We start from the raw sequence: 19,146 nt of genomic DNA, 5'->3' as shown, positions 1-19,146 counted from the left end.
GACTATTTACTGAGAGTGGGGCAATTCCTCGCCCCCGTCAAATCATTGCTGGCTTTCTTTTCTCGGTTGGCGCAGAACTTCGTTGATCTGCGGCGCATCGACCGGACCGGTAATGCGATATCGCAAAATGGAGACCTTGCTCCATAGCGGCCCCAACACTTTACTGGCGGCAAATACCGCCGCGCCGACAATCGGGTTAACGGCAAACGCGGCGGCGACGCCCACGGTGGCGGAAATTTCCGGCGCGACAACGGCCTCCATATCAAGACGACGACGCACCAGATCAACAGAACCTTTCATTGCAATATCCGCTTCCAGCCCATCCACCAGCGTATCGTCAGTATGCAGGACGCCATCTTTAATCCACGCGGTACTATGAATAGAGTCGAAATAGAAGCCCTCGCTAAAGGTATCTCTGAAGTCAAACCGCAGCTTACGCAGCAACGCATCAAAACTGAGCAGCCGCAGTAACTGTCCGGCATGACCGCTACTGAGATCAGTAAACTCGCCTTTACCCAGACGCGTACGTAAAATCCCGTTGAGCGTGGCTTCCTCAGGTTGCCAGGGCGGGTTTCGCCAGTGCAGATCGTAATCTACGTTAAAAGACGCGTTCTGGATTGGCGTCGAGATGCCGAAGAACCCGGCAGCCGTGTCGAGGTTACTACCATGCAGACTACCTTTCAGCGAGGTTCGTTCATTACCCGGCGCATTCACCCACTCGCCGTTCGCTTTCAAACGGGCGAATCCGGTATCGATCAGGCCATTCGCCAGAGTCAGCGTATTGCCTTTGATGGCGAAATCGCCATCAATACGCCCATATTTTTGCCCCCACAGCCAGCACTCTTCGCAGCGAAGCTGTAAGTCCGGCCAGCCGCGGAAGCTAATCGTGTTCGCCGAAGCCAACGGCGATGTCGGCGTTGGTGACGAGGCGTGCGTTTTTGCGACGCCAGGGTTGTAATACAGGTACTTAATGTTCGCCAGCCACGGCGCATGGTTGCGCATGAGCAGCGTGGCGTTCACCTCACGGCCCTGCGCTTCAATTTTTGTTCCGTTCAGCGAGGGGGCTGAAACGACGCTCAAATTGTTCCACTGCTGGCCGCCCAGCGATAGCGCGGGAGTACGCAACGTGATGCGTTGAGGAAACTCGGCCGAACTGCTCACGTTATCCGCCGCGCCTTTCTGGAATAACGCCAGCCACTGCGCGCCATCCAGCGCCGGCAGATTGAGCTCAACGCCTTGTTGAGCAGGTAATGGCGGAATCGTCCGGCTGTCCGTCGTCCAGATAGCCCGATCCAACGTCAGCTTCTGATTTAATAACCAGCGGCTGTTAAAGTGATTTTTACTCCCTGCGCTCCCCGTTAGCGCAAAACTTTTCAGGTTGCCGTCAGCCTGAATGTTCACCGGAATGGCTTCGCCTGCGGGTTTATTTAGCGGAGAAGGTAAGTGACTGCTCACATTTCTCAGATCGCCGTTCAGCTCGATGTGATAAGTGGTGTCAGCGTGATACGGAAGATCGATGCCGACTTTACCATTCCACGTCACGCTGCCGCTCAGGGCGTCATTCAGTTGCGGCGGTAAGACGCCCATACGCGTTGGCTGCCAGTTACCGTTCAGGTTGACGGCGACCTGATAGGCTTTTGCCCCTTCCGTCGTACTGAAATCCAGGTTAAGCGGCTGATTAAACCAGTTTGCCGTCAGCGGCCCGCTTTTTAGCGCGCCATTCACAAAGCTGAATTTACCGTTCAGATTTTTGAGCGTGCTGTTTAGCGGCTTAATAAACAGACTGTTATTACGCAACGAGACATCGCCCTCAGCGGTAACCTGTTCGCCATCCAGCGGAATATCAAGATGTAAGCGAGCATTCACATCACCATCTAATTGGAGCTCCGCCAGCGTCGAGCCAAGCGAGTCTTTTAGCGGCGTCTCGTCAAAATAAGGCCCAACGGCTTTTCCCGGCCCGTTAATATCGGCATCAATGAGCAGTTTCTCTTTGGAATAATCCGGAATCGCCGCCGCGAGTTTGCTGGCCTTCACCCCGCCCAAATCGACGCTATCCGAACGCATCCACAGGCCGTCGTTCAGGAAATCCAGTTCAATGTTGAGATTTTTTAGCGCCGGCCAGTCGGGTTGAAAGGCAAACGTCGCATTGCGCAGCGGCACCAGCACTTCAAACTGACCTTCGTTATGCTTATAGGGAAAGAGGTGCGGGTTACCACCGTAAACCAACGTGGCGTTATCCGCCTCGCCGCCCTGAATCGCGCCGCTAAGGTAATCGACCAGCGCTTTGCCCATCAGGTTTTCCGGAAAATAGCGCCACGCCTGAGATCCATCGTCGGTACTGATGCCGGCCAGAATGCCCAGCCACGGTTCGTCGCCCGTCGGTTGCAGATAGCGGAACCCGCCGCGCGCATGTACCGCCTTTGCTTTGACGTCAATGTCGCGGCCATCAAGCTGAAAGCCGTTCTCATTCTTCAACCAGCTAAGCGTCGCGACGCCGTTTTCAATTTCCAGCGGCGCGCGAAAAACGGTTTCATAGGGCATTTTAGCCTGCTGCATCGCAACCTTCATCTGCCCGTCTTCTACGCTTCCCGCCAGCGTACCGGAAAAATGTTCCGCGCCGGGCAACAGCTTCCACTGTTTCCAGGCAAGATTTTCCCACGATGCCTGAAAACGCGTTTTTTCGGTCGCCTGTAGCGGAATATCCAGCGCCAGTGTGGCGATCTTTCCGCTCGGCTGCGTAGCCTGCCATATTTCGCCCAGCACAGGCGACAGTTTAGCCGCCAGCGGACGTAATGCTTCCAGCCCCGCCAGTTCAAGGTTACTGGCGCGAATGCGTAGCTCATCGCTACGTGTGTGATTCTCGCCGCCGACATCCTGCTGCGGGAGCCAGGCCACGGTTAAGGCTCCGCTCGGCCAGGGTTTACCATCAAGCGTAATCCGTGTGTCCGGAATATAAAACTGCCAGCCCGGCTGCTCGCGGCTAATCTGCGCCGTCAGGTTATCGACAGACAGCGTGTGCGTCGTGTTATCACCCAGCCAGCTTGCGCCACCCTGTTTCAGCCAGACGTCTCCTCCGGCGATTTCGCCTTTGCTGAGCGTCATCCAGCCTTCCAGACTGAAACGCGCCGTCTGGAGCGCCACATTATCCTGCATCCATTTGCCCAGCCACGGCTTGACGTCAATATCGTCGGCCTGTAACCAGACTCTGCCATTATTCAGCAAACCGTCGTCATCGCGTAAATCCATCCGCACCTGCATCACACCGTGCTGCCCGGTCAGGCTGGAGAGACTGACCTCGCCTTCGGCGCGGTGCCGCTCTTTGCCGTTTAGCCAGGTAAGCTGTGGGATCGCCAGCTCCGCGCGTTGTCCGGAAAGCGTCAGAAAACTGATTTGGCTATCGCGCAGATCGAAATGATCGAACTGACGCAGGAAAAGATCGCTTAAACGGCTGGTTTCGATGCCTTCGCCGTCGCTGCTTTGAAGAGGCGTGTTGGTGCGGAAATTGAGTTGCCAGAAGGTCAGGTCGCGAAACTGCCAGCGCATATGCAACAGGCTTTGCCAGACGTCCAGCGCCAGCGTAACGCGTTTTATCGACAGTTCGCCGCCATCTTTCAGGGCGGCATGAATATTATGCGCTTCCAGCGTAGGGCCAAAATTTTGCCAGCTTGCGGAGAGTTGGCTGGCGGCCACCGGCACGCCGGTCACAGACTCAATTTTATTCAGGATAGCTGGACGCCAGGCGTCAAGATGAGGCAACGCCAGGCGCAACCCGCTAACCAGCAGCGCTGCAATGACGATGAGCGCGGCTCCAGTGAGCAATAAAATCCCCGGCAATCGCCTCACGCGTCTCTCCTTGTCTGCCAAAAAATACGACTCACACCCCTTGAAGGTATATTGCCGGATGGCGGCGCTTGCGCCTTATCCGGCCTACATGCGCTGGTGCTACTACTCAATTACATCATTACGACGTCAAACTGCTCCTGGTTATAAAGCGGTTCGACCTGAACTTTAACCTGTTTGCCGACAAAGATTTCGACTTCCGCCAGCGCGTGTGATTCTTCGCCTTTCAGCGCTTCCGCCACCGCAGGAGAAGCATAAACCAGGAAGCGATCGGAGTCATAAGCGTGATGAACACGTACAATTTCACGCATGATCTCATAGCAGACGGTTTCCACCGTTTTTACCGTCCCGCGGCCATGACAGGTTGGACACTCGTTACAAAGCACATGTTCCACGCTTTCACGAGTCCGTTTACGGGTCATTTCCACCAGCCCCAGCGGCGAAAAACCGTTAATACTGGTTTTCACGCGATCCTTACTTAACGCCTGTTCCAGCGAATGCAGCACCCGGCGGCGATGATCTTCATTATTCATGTCGATAAAATCGATAATGATAATGCCGCCCAGATTACGCAGGCGTAGCTGGCGGGCAATGGCCTGAGTCGCTTCAATATTGGTATTAAAAATGGTGTCGTCGAGATTACGGTGTCCGACAAACGCGCCGGTATTGATATCTACCGTCGTCATCGCTTCGGTTTGGTCGATAATCAGATAACCGCCGGACTTGAGTTCAACCTTACGCTCCAGCGCGCGCTGGATTTCATTTTCCACGTCATAAAGATCGAAGATCGGCTGATGGCCACTGTAATGCTCCAGCTTACTGGTCATTTCCGGGATGTATTCTGCGGTAAACTCCAGCAGCGACTCATAGGTCAGACGTGAGTCGACGCGAATTCGGTCCAACTGCGCATCGGCGAAATCGCGCAGCACGCGCTGCGCCAGCGCCAGTTCGCCATACATCTGGTAGCGCGTTTGCGGACGCTTTTTGCGCTCCATGACTTTCGTCCAGACGCGCTTGAGATAGGCGGCGTCAGACGCGAGATCCTCTTCACACACGCCTTCCGCCGCGGTACGGATAATAAACCCGCCCTGTTCGTCGCAGTATTCCGCCACCACCTTTTTCAGGCGCTCGCGTTCACTTTCGCTTTCGATACGCTGGGAAACGCCAACGTGTGACGCCCCGGGCATAAAAACAAGGTAACGGGAGGGCAACGTGATGTCCGTGGTCAAACGCGCGCCTTTCGTGCCGAGCGGATCTTTCACTACCTGCACCATCAGATCCTGTCCCTGACGCACCAGTTCGGAGATATCGCGCACCGTAAACTGTTTTTGCTCGTCGCCCGCCACGCATTCGGTATGCGGCATAATGTCGGAAGCATGAAGAAATGCGGCTTTATCCAGCCCAATATCTACAAAAGCCGCCTGCATACCTGGAAGTACACGACTTACACGACCTTTGTAGATATTGCCTACGATTCCGCGTCGCGCTTCGCGCTCAATATGGATTTCCTGAAGAATACCGCCATCAATGTACGCCACGCGCGTTTCCGATGGCGTTACGTTTACCAACAATTCAGCCGTCATGTTTATCCCTTTTATCACGCAGTGCGTTAAAATGACTCAACAACTCATACGTTTCAACCAGCGGTAAGCCGACCACGGCGTGATAGCTGCCATTTATCTTCCTGACAAAACAGCCACCCCGCCCCTGAATACCGTATGCACCTGCTTTATCTAAAGGCTCGCCGCTGGCGACATAGCCAGTAATATCCTGCGCAGAAAGCGTGCGGAAAGTCACCTCCGTTACCACCAGACAATCCAGCGTCTGCTGCGAGTCCGCAAGCGCAACAGCAGTCATCACCTGATGCGTATTTCCGGAAAGCAAACGCAGCATTTCTGCGGCATGAGCGGCGTCGCGCGGCTTTTCCAGCACCTCGCCATTTAACACGACTATCGTATCCGCGCCCAACACCGGCAGATCACGGGGAACCAGCGCCACGCCAGCCTGCGCCTTTTCGCGCGCCAGCCGAACAACATACTGCTGCGCGCTTTCCTGAGCACGCCGTTGCTCTTCAATACCAGGCACGACCTGCTCGAATGAAAATCCAAGTTGAGTCAATAATTCCTGGCGACGCGGGGAACCGGAAGCAAGATACAGAGTTGTCATATCGACCTTTATTGCACAGCAAACTGCTGGCGTACTTTACGCATCAGCAAAAAGAGCCAGGGCCACAGCACGCCATTGACTACACTACTCCAGAACACTTCCGGTCTGAAAGAGACGTTGATCACTAAAAACTCGGCCCAGAAAACAATAATGTCCACGGCCAGTGAAAGCAACATTACCACCAGCGCCTGCTGCCAGAGCGCCAGGTTACGGAAGAGCTGGAATTTCAGAGCGACCAGGTAGGCGACAATACTCATCGACAGAGCGCGCACGCCAAGTGTGGAACCGCTGATGAGATCAAGTATGGCACCCATCACAAATCCCGTCCCCACATTTACGCGGTGCGGCAGGGCCAGAATCCAGTACAGTAAGATGAGCAAAACCCAGTTTGGCCGGAAAACAATGATGTCGTCCGGCCAGGGCATGATTTGCAGCAACAGCGCAATAAGAAACGAGAGCCAGATAACCCAGCGCCCCTGGCTACGATAGCTCGCCACCATTACCCTCCCGGCGCACGCGCAGGCGGCGTGGTCGCGCCCGAAGGCGATGGTTGCGTTGATACCGGCGCAGTCTGGCCCGCAGATGGCTGAGTAATCCCCGTCGCCGGATCCGGCACTGGTGCCGGCGGCCCCATCGCATCCGGAGAAGGCAACACCTGCGGCATCATCTGCATCAGGCGCTCATTGGCGACGCGGTGAACCTCTTCCGGCGTCATCGGATTGGCGCCGTTACGATCGGCTCCCCACAACAGCAGCAGATAGCGTAAACGCTGCAAACCCGCGGTTGGACGTGCCTGAATGACGGTATAGGCGCGCTGAGTGTCCAGCTTGACGGAGGAGACCACCGCCACCGGATACCCTTCCGGGAAACGCCCACCAAGTCCGGACGTTACCAGCACATCGCCGACGCGAATATCGGTATTGGCGGGCAGATGTTCAAGCTGAAGATCGTCAGTGCAGCCGTTACCGGCGGCAATCACGCGGATGTCATTGCGCAGTACCTGAATCGGCAGCGCATGAGTCGCATCGCAAATCAGCAGTACGCGGCTGGTCAGTTTCGCCACGGCGACAACCTGCCCTACGACGCCTTTGTCGCTAATGACCGGTTGACCTTCATATACGCCATTAACGCTGCCTTTATCGATAACGACCTGATCGCTGTAAGGATCGTTAACCGTTGAAATAACCTGCGTCACCATTTTCTGCTCGTCCTGACGCAGCGGCGACCCCAGCAGCTCGCGCAACCGCGCGTTCTCCTGTTTGTACTGCCCCAGCATCAGCAGGTCGCTGTTTTTTAGCAGTAATTCCTGGCGCAGCGCCCGGTTTTCCAGCTCAAGCTGGTCGCGAGAAGCCAGCGTTTGCGACACGCTGTCGAGCAGTTCACGAGGGCCGTTTGAAATAAAATAGAAAGGACTGACGGCAGTGTCCATGTACGTTCGGATTTGACTGAACGTCCCCAGGCGGCTATCGGCAATGATAACGCCGAGCGCCACCAGCACCGCCAGAATAAGGCGAATCTGTAGCGACGGGCCACGGCTAAAAATTGGCTTCATAGGCTATGCGTATTCTCGCGTCGGAGAGGCAGGACAATCCAGGGATAATCCTGCCCGTATCCAACTACTCTTCGCTGAACAGGTCGCCGCCGTGCATATCGATCATTTCCAGCGCCTTGCCGCCGCCGCGCGCCACACAGGTCAGCGGATCTTCAGCAACCACGACAGGAATGCCCGTCTCTTCCATTAACAGACGGTCAAGGTTACGCAGCAGCGCGCCGCCGCCGGTGAGCACCATACCGCGCTCGGAGATGTCTGACGCCAGCTCCGGCGGACACTGTTCCAGCGCTACCATTACCGCGCTGACGATACCGGTCAACGGTTCCTGCAACGCTTCCAGAATCTCGTTTGAGTTCAGGGTAAAGCCGCGTGGAACGCCTTCCGCCAGGTTACGGCCACGCACTTCGATCTCACGGACTTCGTCGCCCGGATAAGCGGAACCGATTTCGTGTTTAATACGTTCTGCGGTAGCTTCACCGATCAGAGAACCGTAGTTACGACGAACGTAATTAATGATGGCTTCGTCGAAGCGGTCACCACCAATACGGACAGAAGAAGAGTAAACCACGCCGTTCAGGGAGATCACGGCAACTTCAGTGGTACCACCACCGATATCCACAACCATTGAACCGGTTGCTTCAGAAACTGGCAGACCTGCGCCGATCGCGGCCGCCATCGGCTCTTCGATCAAAAAGACTTCACGGGCGCCTGCGCCCTGAGCGGATTCACGAATCGCGCGGCGTTCTACCTGAGTCGCGCCGACCGGCACGCATACCAGTACGCGCGGGCTTGGGCGCATAAAGCTGTTGCTATGCACTTGTTTAATAAAGTGCTGGAGCATTTTTTCGGTCACAAAGAAGTCAGCGATAACGCCGTCTTTCATCGGACGGATCGCAGCGATATTGCCCGGCGTACGGCCCAGCATCTGCTTCGCATCATGACCGACTGCAGCCACGCTTTTCGGCGAACCGGCACGATCCTGACGAATGGCCACAACGGAAGGCTCATTCAATACGATGCCTTGTCCTTTTACATAAATGAGGGTATTCGCGGTACCCAGGTCAATGGACAGGTCATTGGAAAACATGCCACGAAATTTTTTCAACATACTAAGGGATAATCCTGAAAGCTGGGGCGGAAAACAAAATCCGCTTACTTTACCAACCACACGCAGCAGCGACAAGGCGCAAAAATCATCTGCTACGGTGAAAATTAGTGCAGTTCGTTTCCTTTGTTACAAATCTCGGCCTGAGTCCCTCAGGGCTGAAAAAATCAGCAGCAATCCTCGCCTTCGTTTGCAACCTGTCAAAGGTCATTCACCTGCATATTTGCTGCAACAATCTGGCGAGCAGACAAGCACACCCCCATGAGGCGCAGCGCGCGTTATTCTACGTGAAAACAAATTAAACGGCAGGTTAAACCGAGTATCTTTGCGAATATTTTTTCACGTTTGTGTCAAGTAGTTGTGAGGAGGCAAAAAAATCACCCTGCCCGCCAGCCACGCCGCGTTTTGTCAGCGTCTGCCACTCGCCGCGCGAACGGACGCCCGTCGCGTAAACCTGCGTAGGCGTACCCGCGCAGGCCTCTACCAGACTTTGAACCAGAAGCTGGTTTTCCGTTCGCTTCTCAATGTTTCTGACCAGACTCGGATGCAGCTTGAGTAATTCCACATTGAGCGCTTTAATCCAGCTCGTGCTAACCAGCGTCAAACCCGCCTGTGTCACCGCCACCCGAACGCCAAGCGCATTGACTAAGCGAAGGATGGGTTGTAACCGGCTGATGTGTTGACAAACATCTGCCTCCGCAAGTTCAATAATTATGCGATTTCGCTGTGATTTTTCACACTGCATTAACGTATCGCGCAACCAGCGCTGAAAACGCGGACGAATCAGCGACTCAACCGTCAACTGCATTGCCAGATTTTCATCCGGCCAGTAGCCCAGCAACGTAATCAGGCGGCTAATTTGTAATCTGTCATACTCTTCCGATAAACCAAATTGCAACACCATCGGCATATACTCCGCCGAGCTCACCTCTTCTTTACCGTCATAGATGCGACACATCAATTCCCGATGATGCACACGACCTTCTCGCGTGACCGCTGGTTTTTGATAAAGTCGCGGTCCGCCCCGGTTCAGCATCTGCTCAATCAATGTGCGCCAGCGTACATTGCCGCGCCCTTTTTCCGGCAGAGTGTCGTCGTAGATAGCCCAGCTATTTCCCCCCTGCAGGGCGGCATTCCGCGCCGCGGCTTCAGCATGTTCCATCACCTGCTCGGTGGACTGTCCGCTGCGCCAGGCGCAAATGCCGATATGTACCATATCGTCACGATCGAGCATTTTGTTAGCCGGTAGCGCATCGACAGCTTTTAAAAGTTGTCCGGCAATACTTTCCGCTTCTTTCAGCGTTCGATGCGGTAGCAGCACGGCAAAGTCGCTGCGGTGATAACGCGCCAGCAGCGAGCCTGGGTAACGCATAATAAATGTCGATAGCAGATTGATAAGCATAAACATCTGCTCTTCCGCCTGATTGCCTCCCAGGCTGTCGCGCAGAAGATTGAAATCTGGCAAGCGGATCATCATCACCACGCCATGCACTCCCACTTTTTCCTGATCTTCCAGCAGCGTCGCCAGTTGGTTATCAAAGAACAGACGGTTACCGAGTCCGGTTTTGGTGTCCTGCGCGGCGTAGGAGCGAATGAGGGTGTCCAGGCGACTACGCTGTTCGTGAGCAAACTGAATTTCGGAAAGCAATACATCAAGCGCGCTACTGGTGCGCGCTGGCCATTCGTAAACAGAACCGCGGACATTCGCCCCGCGTTCGCCGTTCAGAATACGCGTTGAGCGAATTTCCAGAAGCTCTTGCCCGGAAAGCTGCCGCTGCAGCCAGCGCACCGATAAAAACAAAATCAGAACGATAAAACCGATCGCCAGCGTCAGCGGCGCCGTGGTGATCAGTGAGTGAAAATAGTTACCCATCGGGTCCTGATAAACCAGACGTAGCGACATTCCTGGATGTTTTATCAGCGGTACGACCAGCTCGCGATACATGTCGCTGGTGCCGGCTGGCCGATAACCTCTGGCGCGAGAATGGCTGTAGACGCTGCGCTCCCCCTGCAACAGATCGACACGCACAATATCGGAAGCGATCATGAGTTCGTCGATTTGCGGCGTCAGCGAGACAATATCATGGGTCACCAGGTGCGTATCAATGGCTGTCGCCGTCGCCTGCACACGGCTGACATACTTATACTGTACGGCGTTATAAAAGCTTAGCGAGCAACCTATCAGAGTCACGAAGATCGTTAACCCCGTGAGCAGCGTGATAAAAGCTGAGAATTTCGTCGTTAATCGCATCCTTGAGTTAACTCCGACGGTTATAAACAGTATGAAAAAGCGAATCTGAAGGCGGAATTCGCCACGGCGCGCAATGAAGCAGGCATACTACCAAAATGGATCTATCTGGCAATTTATTGCGTTGCATCGGCATCACGTTTTAATTAGCGAGTATAGTCTTCGTAGCTATTTTTCCAATCTACCATGTAAAGTGAGGACAGGTTATGCAGGCGTTGATCTTAGAACAGCAGGACGGTAAAACCCTCGCATCCGTGCAACATCTCGAAGAGAGTCAACTGCCGGCAGGTGATGTGACGGTGGATGTCCACTGGTCCAGCCTGAATTATAAAGATGCTCTGGCTATCACCGGAAAAGGGAAAATTATCCGTCATTTTCCGATGATTCCTGGTATTGATTTCGCCGGCACCGTTCACGCAAGCGAAGATCCTCGCTTTCATGCAGGCCAGGAAGTACTACTGACTGGCTGGGGCGTGGGCGAAAACCACTGGGGCGGCCTGGCCGAACGCGCACGCGTTAAAGGCGACTGGCTGGTCGCGCTGCCTGCGGGACTGAGCAGCCGTAACGCCATGATCATCGGCACCGCCGGTTTTACCGCCATGCTGTGCGTCATGGCGCTTGAAGATGCAGGTATTCGCCCGCAAGACGGTGAGGTTGTCGTCACCGGTGCCAGCGGCGGCGTGGGCAGCACTGCCGTTGCATTACTGCATAAGCTGGGCTATCAGGTTGCAGCAGTATCAGGACGTGAAAGCACCCACGGCTATCTTAAGAGCCTGGGAGCTAACCGTATTCTCAGCCGCGATGAGTTTGCTGAATCTCGCCCGTTGGAAAAACAGCTGTGGGCCGGTGCAATTGATACCGTTGGCGATAAAGTGCTGGCGAAAGTGCTGGCACAGATGAACTATGGCGGTTGCGTGGCCGCCTGCGGCCTGGCGGGCGGCTTCGCGCTGCCGACCACCGTTATGCCATTCATTCTGCGTAATGTGCGTTTGCAAGGGGTGGACTCGGTGATGACCCCACCGGCACGTCGCGCAGAAGCCTGGGCGCGTTTGGTTAAGGATCTGCCGGAATCGTTCTATGCTCAGGCCGCCACAGAGATTACGCTGGCGGATGCGCCGAAGTTCGCCGATGCCATCATCAATAATCAGGTTCAGGGCCGTACGCTGGTGAAGATAAAATAACGTCACGTATAAAAAAATTTACACTTAATTAACTATTTATTTTTACACATTGACACACTCCCTGTCATATTCACTACACGCCATGTTGTGGTGGGTAGACCGGGAGTCTGTGATGAAAAAGATACGTCCATTAACAGAAGCCGATGTGACTGCGGAATCGGCTTTTTTTATTCAGCGCCGACAGGTGCTAAAAGCATTAGGCATCAGCGCGGCCGCCTTATCCTTACCCTCAACGGCGCAGGCCGATCTCTTCAGTTGGTTTAAAGGCAACGATCGTCCGAAAGCGCCTGCCGGTAAACCGCTTGAGTTTAGTCAGCCTGCCGCCTGGCGAAGCGATTTAGCGTTAACGCCGGAAGATAAGGTGACGGGCTACAACAATTTCTATGAGTTTGGCCTTGATAAAGCCGACCCGGCGGCCAATGCCGGAAGTCTGAAAACCGAACCGTGGACGTTGAAAATCAGCGGGGAAGTCGCGAAGCCATTTACGCTGGATTACGACGATTTAACACATCGTTTTCCATTAGAAGAGCGTATCTATCGAATGCGCTGCGTCGAAGCGTGGTCCATGGTCGTGCCGTGGATTGGTTTCCCTTTATATAAGCTACTCGCGCAGGCACAGCCCACCAGCCACGCTAAATATGTGGCATTCGAAACGCTATACGCGCCGGATGATATGCCAGGACAGAAAGATCGCTTTATTGGCGGCGGACTGAAATACCCTTATGTCGAAGGGCTACGTCTGGACGAAGCCATGCATCCGCTGACTCTGATGACCGTTGGCGTCTATGGTAAGGCGTTACCCCCGCAAAACGGCGCGCCCATTCGACTCATCGTTCCATGGAAGTATGGTTTCAAAGGTATTAAATCTGTTGTTAGCATTAAACTCACCCGCGAACGTCCGCCAACCACCTGGAATTTGTCGGCTCCCAACGAATATGGTTTTTACGCCAATGTGAACCCGCATGTGGATCATCCACGCTGGTCTCAGGCTACCGAACGCTTTATTGGTTCAGGCGGTATCCTTGATGTGCAAAGGCAGCCGACGCTGCTGTTTAACGGCTACGCCAATGAAGTCGCTTCGCTGTATCGCGGTCTCAATTTGCGGGAGAATTTTTAAGTGCGTCTGACAGCAAAACAGATAACCTGGCTAAAAGTTTGTCTGCATCTTGCCGGTTTTTTGCCGCTTCTGTGGCTCTTTTGGGCGATAAATCACGGTGGACTCAGCGCAGACCCGGTAAAGGATATCCAACACTTTACCGGCAGAACCGCACTCAAATTTTTGCTCGCCACCTTGCTGGTTTCACCGCTGGCGCGCTACGCTAAACAGCCATTATTGATACGCACACGCCGCCTGTTGGGGTTATGGTGTTTCGTTTGGGCTACGCTGCATTTAACCAGCTATGCCTTACTGGAACTGGGGATACATAACCTGGCGCTGTTAGGAAGCGAGTTGATTTCACGCCCTTATTTGACGCTTGGGATCATTAGCTGGCTGGTGTTATTGGCGCTGACGTTGACCTCAACGCAATTTGCGCAGCGTAAATTGGGCAAACGCTGGCAAACATTGCATAACGTCGTCTATCTTGTCGCGATCCTGGCTCCCATACATTACCTGTGGTCGGTAAAGATTTTATCACCGCAACCGGTCATCTACGCGGCATTAGCGTTAGCCCTTTTAGCGTTGCGTTACCGGAAGTTTCGCCAGTGGTGGCGCTAGTTTGGTGAACTGTGCGGTCGATTGCAAAACGCAAAACAGGTAATGTCCTTTTTATGTTTCGGGTTGATTATCTTCCCTGATAAGACCAGTATTTAGCTGCCAATTGCGACGAAATAGTTATAATGTGCGACTTTACATTGCCCAACGGCGATTTTCGTTCGCAGAAAGGGTGACAATCGTGCAATGAAGGTATATTTTGTTTTTTGCCCGAAAATGGCAGAAGATAGCCACACAATGACTGGCAAATCATGAATTTCACCTTCGGGTGCTACGGCATAACAGGCAAATCAAAGATGCGCGGTATTTTACCCGCGGCAGTCATTCACATGCTTTACAGACGGCGCTAAAACGCCTGTCACAATCACACTAAACAAAGAGTACGGAACCCACTCATGGATATTCGTAAGATTAAAAAACTGATCGAGCTGGTTGAAGAATCAGGTATCTCCGAACTGGAAATTTCTGAAGGCGAAGAATCTGTTCGCATCAGCCGCACAACGGCAAACGCCGGTTTTCCGGTGATGCAGCAGGCTTATGCGGCGCCGATGATGCAGCAACCCGCTCTGTCTAACGCTGTCGCGCCAACGGCTACTCCAGCAATGGAAGCGCCTGCCGCAGCGGAAATCAGTGGTCACATCGTACGCTCCCCAATGGTTGGTACTTTCTACCGCACCCCAAGCCCGGACGCGAAAGCGTTCATCGAAGTGGGCCAGAAAGTGAACGTGGGCGATACCCTGTGCATCGTTGAAGCCATGAAAATGATGAACCAGATCGAAGCAGACAAAGCAGGTACTGTGAAAGCGATTCTGGTCGAAAGTGGTCAACCGGTAGAATTTGACGAGCCACTGGTCGTCATCGAGTAACGAGGCGAACATGTTGGATAAAATTGTCATCGCCAACCGCGGCGAGATCGCATTACGTATTCTTCGAGCCTGTAAAGAACTCGGCATCAAGACCGTCGCTGTGCACTCAAGCGCGGATCGCGATTTAAAACACGTATTGCTGGCGGATGAGACGGTCTGTATTGGCCCGGCACCGTCCGTAAAAAGTTATCTGAACATCCCGGCTATCATTAGTGCCGCTGAAATCACCGGCGCGGTGGCAATCCACCCGGGTTACGGCTTCCTTTCTGAGAACGCCAATTTTGCCGAGCAGGTTGAACGCTCCGGCTTTATCTTTATCGGCCCGAAAGCGGACACCATCCGCCTGATGGGCGATAAAGTGTCCGCGATTACCGCGATGAAAAAAGCGGGCGTGCCGACCGTACCAGGATCTGACGGCCCGCTGGGCGACGATATGAATGCGAACCGCGCTCATGCCAAACGTATTGGCTATCCGGTGATCATCAAAGCGTCCGGCGGCGGCGGCGGCCGCGGTATGCGCGTGGTTCGTAGCGATGCTGAACTGGCGCAGTCCATCTCCATGACCAAAGCGGAAGCGAAAGCGGCTTTCAGCAACGACATGGTATACATGGAAAAATACCTGGAAAATCCACGCCACATCGAAATTCAGGTGCTGGCGGACGGCCAGGGCAACGCTATCTATCTGGCGGAACGCGACTGTTCCATGCAGCGTCGCCACCAGAAAGTGGTTGAAGAAGCCCCGGCGCCAGGCATTACGCCGGAACTGCGTCGCTATATCGGCGAACGCTGCGCGAAAGCGTGCGTAGACATCGGCTATCGCGGCGCAGGGACGTTCGAATTCCTGTTCGAAAACGGCGAGTTCTATTTCATCGAAATGAACACCCGTATTCAGGTTGAACACCCGGTGACTGAAATGATTACCGGCGTCGATTTGATCAAAGAGCAGTTGCGCATCGCGGCGGGTCAGCCGCTGTCGATCACACAGGACGAAGTTGTCGTTCGAGGCCATGCGGTAGAATGCCGTATCAATGCCGAAGATCCGAACACCTTCCTGCCAAGCCCTGGCAAAATCACGCGCTTCCATGCGCCTGGCGGCTTTGGCGTTCGCTGGGAATCTCATATCTACGCGGGCTACACGGTGCCGCCGTACTATGATTCCATGATCGGCAAACTCATCTGCTACGGTGAAAACCGCGACGTGGCGATTGCCCGTATGAAAAATGCCCTGCAGGAACTGATTATCGATGGTATCAAAACCAATATCGATCTGCAGACCCGCATCATGAATGACGAACACTTCCAGCACGGTGGAACTAACATCCACTATCTGGAGAAAAAACTCGGTCTTCAGGAAAAGTAATCGCACGTTAATCTCAAAAGGCCGGTGAATCCGGCCTTTTTTATTTCTGGGGATAGCGATGCCCCATCATGTACAATTCCCGCTTTCTTCACCCATAAGGGACAAAAAATGGACGCTCGTTTTGTTCAGGCCCATAAAGAGGCGCGCTGGGCGCTGTGGCTGACCCTTTGCTATCTGGCGGCATGGTTAGTGGCTGCTTACTTACCTGGAGACTCGCCGGGAATTACCGGTCTGCCGCACTGGTTCGAGATGGCCTGCTTATTGACGCCGCTGGTCTTTATTTTGCTGTGCTGGGCGATGGTGAAATTCATTTATCGCGATATTCCGCTGGAGGATGACAATGCAGCTTGAGGTCATTCTACCACTGGTAGCCTATCTGATCGTGGTCTTCGGAGTCTCGATTTACGCTATGCGCAAGCGTACCGCCGGCACCTTTTTAAACGAATATTTTCTTGGCAGCCGTTCGATGGGCGGGATCGTGCTCGCGATGACGCTTACCGCCACCTATATTAGCGCCAGTTCCTTTATCGGCGGTCCCGGCGCGGCTTATAAATACGGTCTGGGCTGGGTCTTGCTGGCGATGATCCAGCTTCCCGCCGTCTGGCTTTCACTGGGTATTCTGGGTAAAAAATTCGCTATCCTGGCGCGTCGCTATAATGCCGTCACGCTTAACGATATGCTATTCGCTCGTTACCAAAGCCGCCTGCTGGTGTGGTTGGCAAGCCTGAGTTTATTGGTCGCGTTTATTGGCGCAATGACCGTACAATTTATCGGCGGCGCGCGACTGCTGGAAACCGCGGCGGGAATTCCCTACGAAACCGGCCTGCTAATATTTGGCGTCAGTATCGCACTCTATACGGCGTTTGGCGGCTTTCGCGCCAGCGTACTTAACGATACGCTACAGGGCCTGGTGATGCTGGTCGGCACGATAGTGCTGCTGGTGGGCGTGGTCCATGCGGCGGGCGGTCTAAGTCAGGCCGTTGACACGCTGCACGCTCTCGACCCCAAACTGGTAACGCCGCAGGGTGCCGATGACATACTTTCTCCCGCTTTTATGACCTCTTTTTGGGTACTGGTCTGTTTTGGCGTGATTGGCCTGCCGCATACGGCGGTGCGCTGCATCTCCTATAAAGACAGTAAAGCGGTACACCGGGGCATTATTATCGGTACGATTGTCGTGGCGATTTTAATGTTCGGGATGCACCTTGCCGGCGCGCTGGGTCGCGCGGTGCTTCCAGATCTGACGGTGCCGGATCTGGTGATCCCAACGCTAATGGTGAAAGTTTTGCCGCCGTTTGCCGCCGGGATCTTCCTCGCTGCGCCAATGGCGGCGATCATGTCAACAATTAACGCCCAACTGCTGCAAAGTTCCGCGACGATCATTAAAGATCTCTATCTCAATCTACGCCCCGATCAGATGCAAAATGAGATCCGGCTGAAGCGTATGTCGGCAGCGATTACTTTACTGCTAGGCGCGCTGTTGCTGCTGGCAGCATGGAAACCGCCAGAGATGATCATTTGGCTCAACCTGCTGGCGTTTGGCGGCCTAGAAGCGGTGTTCTTATGGCCGCTGGTACTGGGCCTTTACTGGGAGCGGGCAAACGCGGCAGGCGCATTAAGCGCCATGATCGTGGGCGGCGTGCTATATGCCCTGCTTGCCACATTTAATATTCAGTACCTGGGCTTTCATCCGATTGTGCCCGCGTTACTGTTAAGTTTATTGGCTTTTCTGATCGGAAACCGATTCGGCTCTTCCGCTTCGCAAGCCACCGTATTGTCTACTGATAAATAAAGAGTTTTGCCATGCCATGGATCCAATTGAAACTGAATACCACCGGCGCGAATGCTGAAGAGCTGAGTGATGCGCTGATGGAAGCGGGCGCCGTTTCCATTACCTTTCAGGATACGCACGATACGCCGGTTTTTGAGCCGTTGCCGGGCGAAACCCGTCTGTGGGGCGATACCGATGTGATCGGTCTGTTCGACGCCGAAACCGACATGAAAGACGTTGTCGCGATTCTGGAGCAACATCCGCTGCTGGGTGCCGGATTTGCCCATAAAATCGAACAACTGGAAGATAAAGACTGGGAACGCGAATGGATGGATAATTTCCATCCGATGCGTTTTGGCGAGCGTCTGTGGATTTGTCCCAGCTGGCGTGACATTCCGGACGAGAATGCCGTCAACGTGATGCTCGACCCGGGACTGGCGTTCGGTACGGGTACGCACCCCACCACCTCTTTATGTCTGCAATGGCTGGACGGGCTCGATCTCAACGGCAAAACCGTGATCGACTTTGGCTGCGGTTCAGGCATTCTGGCGATTGCCGCGCTGAAGCTGGGAGCGGCAAAGGCGATTGGTATTGATATCGATCCGCAAGCTATTCAGGCCAGTCGCGATAATGCCGAACGCAACGGCGTGTCTGACCGGCTGGAGCTGTACCTGCCGAAAGACCAGCCAGAAGCCATGAAAGCCGACGTGGTCGTCGCTAACATCCTGGCAGGCCCATTACGCGAACTGGCTCCGTTAATCAGCGTACTGCCCGTTGAGGGCGGTCTGCTGGGGCTTTCAGGTATTCTCGCCAGCCAGGCGGAAAGCGTCTGCGATGCTTACGCCGAGCTTTTTACTCTCGACCCGGTCGTCGAAAAAGAAGAGTGGTGCCGCATTACTGGCCGTAAGAAATAATTCTTGTCAGCGTGGTCGCCCGGCCACGCTTTTCTCCACACAACTGCCTTAACGCCTTTCAGGCACCGAGACATCATTAAATTCATCAAATGAATGCCTGAAATGACTTCTTTGTCACTATCCGTCTGGATAAACAGCTGCTACCAGCGCACAAAAGGTACTGGCGTTTTAACGGGTCGCAGCCATCGCCCTCGTACTTAGTAAATGCTATCCGGGTTGTTCTGCAGCATCCGCTAACGCGCTCTTCAGCACAGCTGGAAAAATTTATGCGTGCCATTCATGAACACAAAAGCGCGTCTGTGCGCCCCCTTCCGACTGGCAATGGAGAAAAGTCACGCGCAGCGGGAAGTGATCTTGTCCTGAAACGAGACGGCGATCCCATTCATTTGGGGTAATTAGCTTATAAAAAAAGCAGATTATTCCGCTTAT

General features: G+C 54.1%; 15 protein-coding genes. 8 read left to right on the top strand and 7 right to left on the bottom strand.

What is annotated here, in order from left to right:
- Positions 1–42: 42 nt before the first annotated feature.
- The 7 genes from yhdP to csrD form a co-directional block, all read right to left on the bottom strand.
- Positions 43–3,843 (bottom strand): AsmA2 domain-containing protein YhdP, encoded by a 3,801-nt coding sequence (gene yhdP, locus LDB27_RS02335; RefSeq protein ID WP_001253495.1) that lies wholly within the window; start codon positions 3,841–3,843, stop codon positions 43–45.
- A 110-nt stretch (positions 3,844–3,953) separates the two neighbouring features.
- Positions 3,954–5,423, bottom strand: a complete 1,470-nt coding sequence (rng, locus tag LDB27_RS02330) for a ribonuclease G (protein ID WP_000123188.1) — start codon at positions 5,421–5,423, stop codon at positions 3,954–3,956.
- Positions 5,413–6,006, bottom strand: a complete 594-nt coding sequence (locus LDB27_RS02325; RefSeq protein WP_000210306.1) for a Maf family protein — start codon at positions 6,004–6,006, stop codon at positions 5,413–5,415. Before LDB27_RS02325 ends, rng begins: the two co-directional genes overlap by 11 nt.
- An 8-nt stretch (positions 6,007–6,014) precedes the next feature.
- Positions 6,015–6,503 (bottom strand): rod shape-determining protein MreD, encoded by a 489-nt coding sequence (mreD, locus tag LDB27_RS02320; RefSeq protein ID WP_000179403.1) that lies wholly within the window; start codon positions 6,501–6,503, stop codon positions 6,015–6,017.
- 2 nt (positions 6,504–6,505) lie between these two features.
- The gene (gene mreC / locus LDB27_RS02315) at positions 6,506–7,558 is read right to left on the bottom strand and encodes a rod shape-determining protein MreC (protein ID WP_000802538.1); all 1,053 of its coding nucleotides are present in this window, start codon (positions 7,556–7,558) and stop codon (positions 6,506–6,508) included.
- 64 nt (positions 7,559–7,622) lie between these two features.
- Entirely contained in the window at positions 7,623–8,666 is a 1,044-nt protein-coding gene (gene mreB / locus LDB27_RS02310) for a rod shape-determining protein MreB (RefSeq protein ID WP_000913396.1), read from the bottom strand.
- A gap of 307 nt (positions 8,667–8,973) precedes the next feature.
- Positions 8,974–10,914 carry an RNase E specificity factor CsrD gene (gene csrD / locus LDB27_RS02305; protein ID WP_001241381.1) on the bottom strand — a complete coding sequence of 647 codons (1,941 nt, stop codon included), beginning with the start codon at positions 10,912–10,914 and terminating at the stop codon, positions 8,974–8,976.
- 203 nt (positions 10,915–11,117) lie between these two features.
- Here csrD and LDB27_RS02300 point away from each other — a divergent pair, with 203 nt between their 5' ends.
- From LDB27_RS02300 to prmA, 8 genes are all read left to right on the top strand, one after another.
- On the top strand, positions 11,118–12,092 hold the full coding sequence (locus tag LDB27_RS02300) for an MDR family oxidoreductase (RefSeq protein WP_001148246.1): 975 nt from the start codon (positions 11,118–11,120) through the stop codon (positions 12,090–12,092).
- Positions 12,093–12,204: 112 nt separating this feature from the next.
- A complete protein-coding gene (gene msrP, locus LDB27_RS02295; protein WP_225519917.1) occupies positions 12,205–13,209 on the top strand; it encodes a protein-methionine-sulfoxide reductase catalytic subunit MsrP in 1,005 nt (334 codons plus the stop codon).
- Positions 13,210–13,809: a protein-methionine-sulfoxide reductase heme-binding subunit MsrQ gene (gene msrQ / locus LDB27_RS02290; protein ID WP_001240053.1), complete on the top strand. Its 600-nt coding sequence runs from the start codon at positions 13,210–13,212 to the stop codon at positions 13,807–13,809.
- 392 nt (positions 13,810–14,201) lie between these two features.
- Complete coding sequence (gene accB / locus LDB27_RS02285; RefSeq protein WP_000354628.1) at positions 14,202–14,672, top strand: acetyl-CoA carboxylase biotin carboxyl carrier protein; 471 nt, start codon at positions 14,202–14,204, stop codon at positions 14,670–14,672.
- Positions 14,673–14,682: 10 nt separating this feature from the next.
- Positions 14,683–16,032: an acetyl-CoA carboxylase biotin carboxylase subunit gene (gene accC, locus LDB27_RS02280; protein WP_000884627.1), complete on the top strand. Its 1,350-nt coding sequence runs from the start codon at positions 14,683–14,685 to the stop codon at positions 16,030–16,032.
- A 108-nt stretch (positions 16,033–16,140) separates the two neighbouring features.
- A complete protein-coding gene (locus LDB27_RS02275; RefSeq protein WP_000340017.1) occupies positions 16,141–16,383 on the top strand; it encodes a YhdT family protein in 243 nt (80 codons plus the stop codon).
- Positions 16,373–17,824 (top strand): sodium/pantothenate symporter, encoded by a 1,452-nt coding sequence (gene panF / locus LDB27_RS02270; RefSeq protein ID WP_001175684.1) that lies wholly within the window; start codon positions 16,373–16,375, stop codon positions 17,822–17,824. The genes LDB27_RS02275 and panF overlap by 11 nt, the downstream gene beginning before the upstream one ends.
- An 11-nt stretch (positions 17,825–17,835) precedes the next feature.
- Entirely contained in the window at positions 17,836–18,717 is an 882-nt protein-coding gene (prmA, locus tag LDB27_RS02265; RefSeq protein WP_001145849.1) for a 50S ribosomal protein L11 methyltransferase, read from the top strand.
- Positions 18,718–19,146: the final 429 nt, after the last annotated feature.

This window comes from Salmonella sp. JXY0409-18 (genome assembly GCF_020268625.1).
GTDB lineage: Bacteria > Pseudomonadota > Gammaproteobacteria > Enterobacterales > Enterobacteriaceae > Salmonella > Salmonella enterica.
This window is presented reverse-complemented; position numbering and strand designations above follow the sequence as displayed.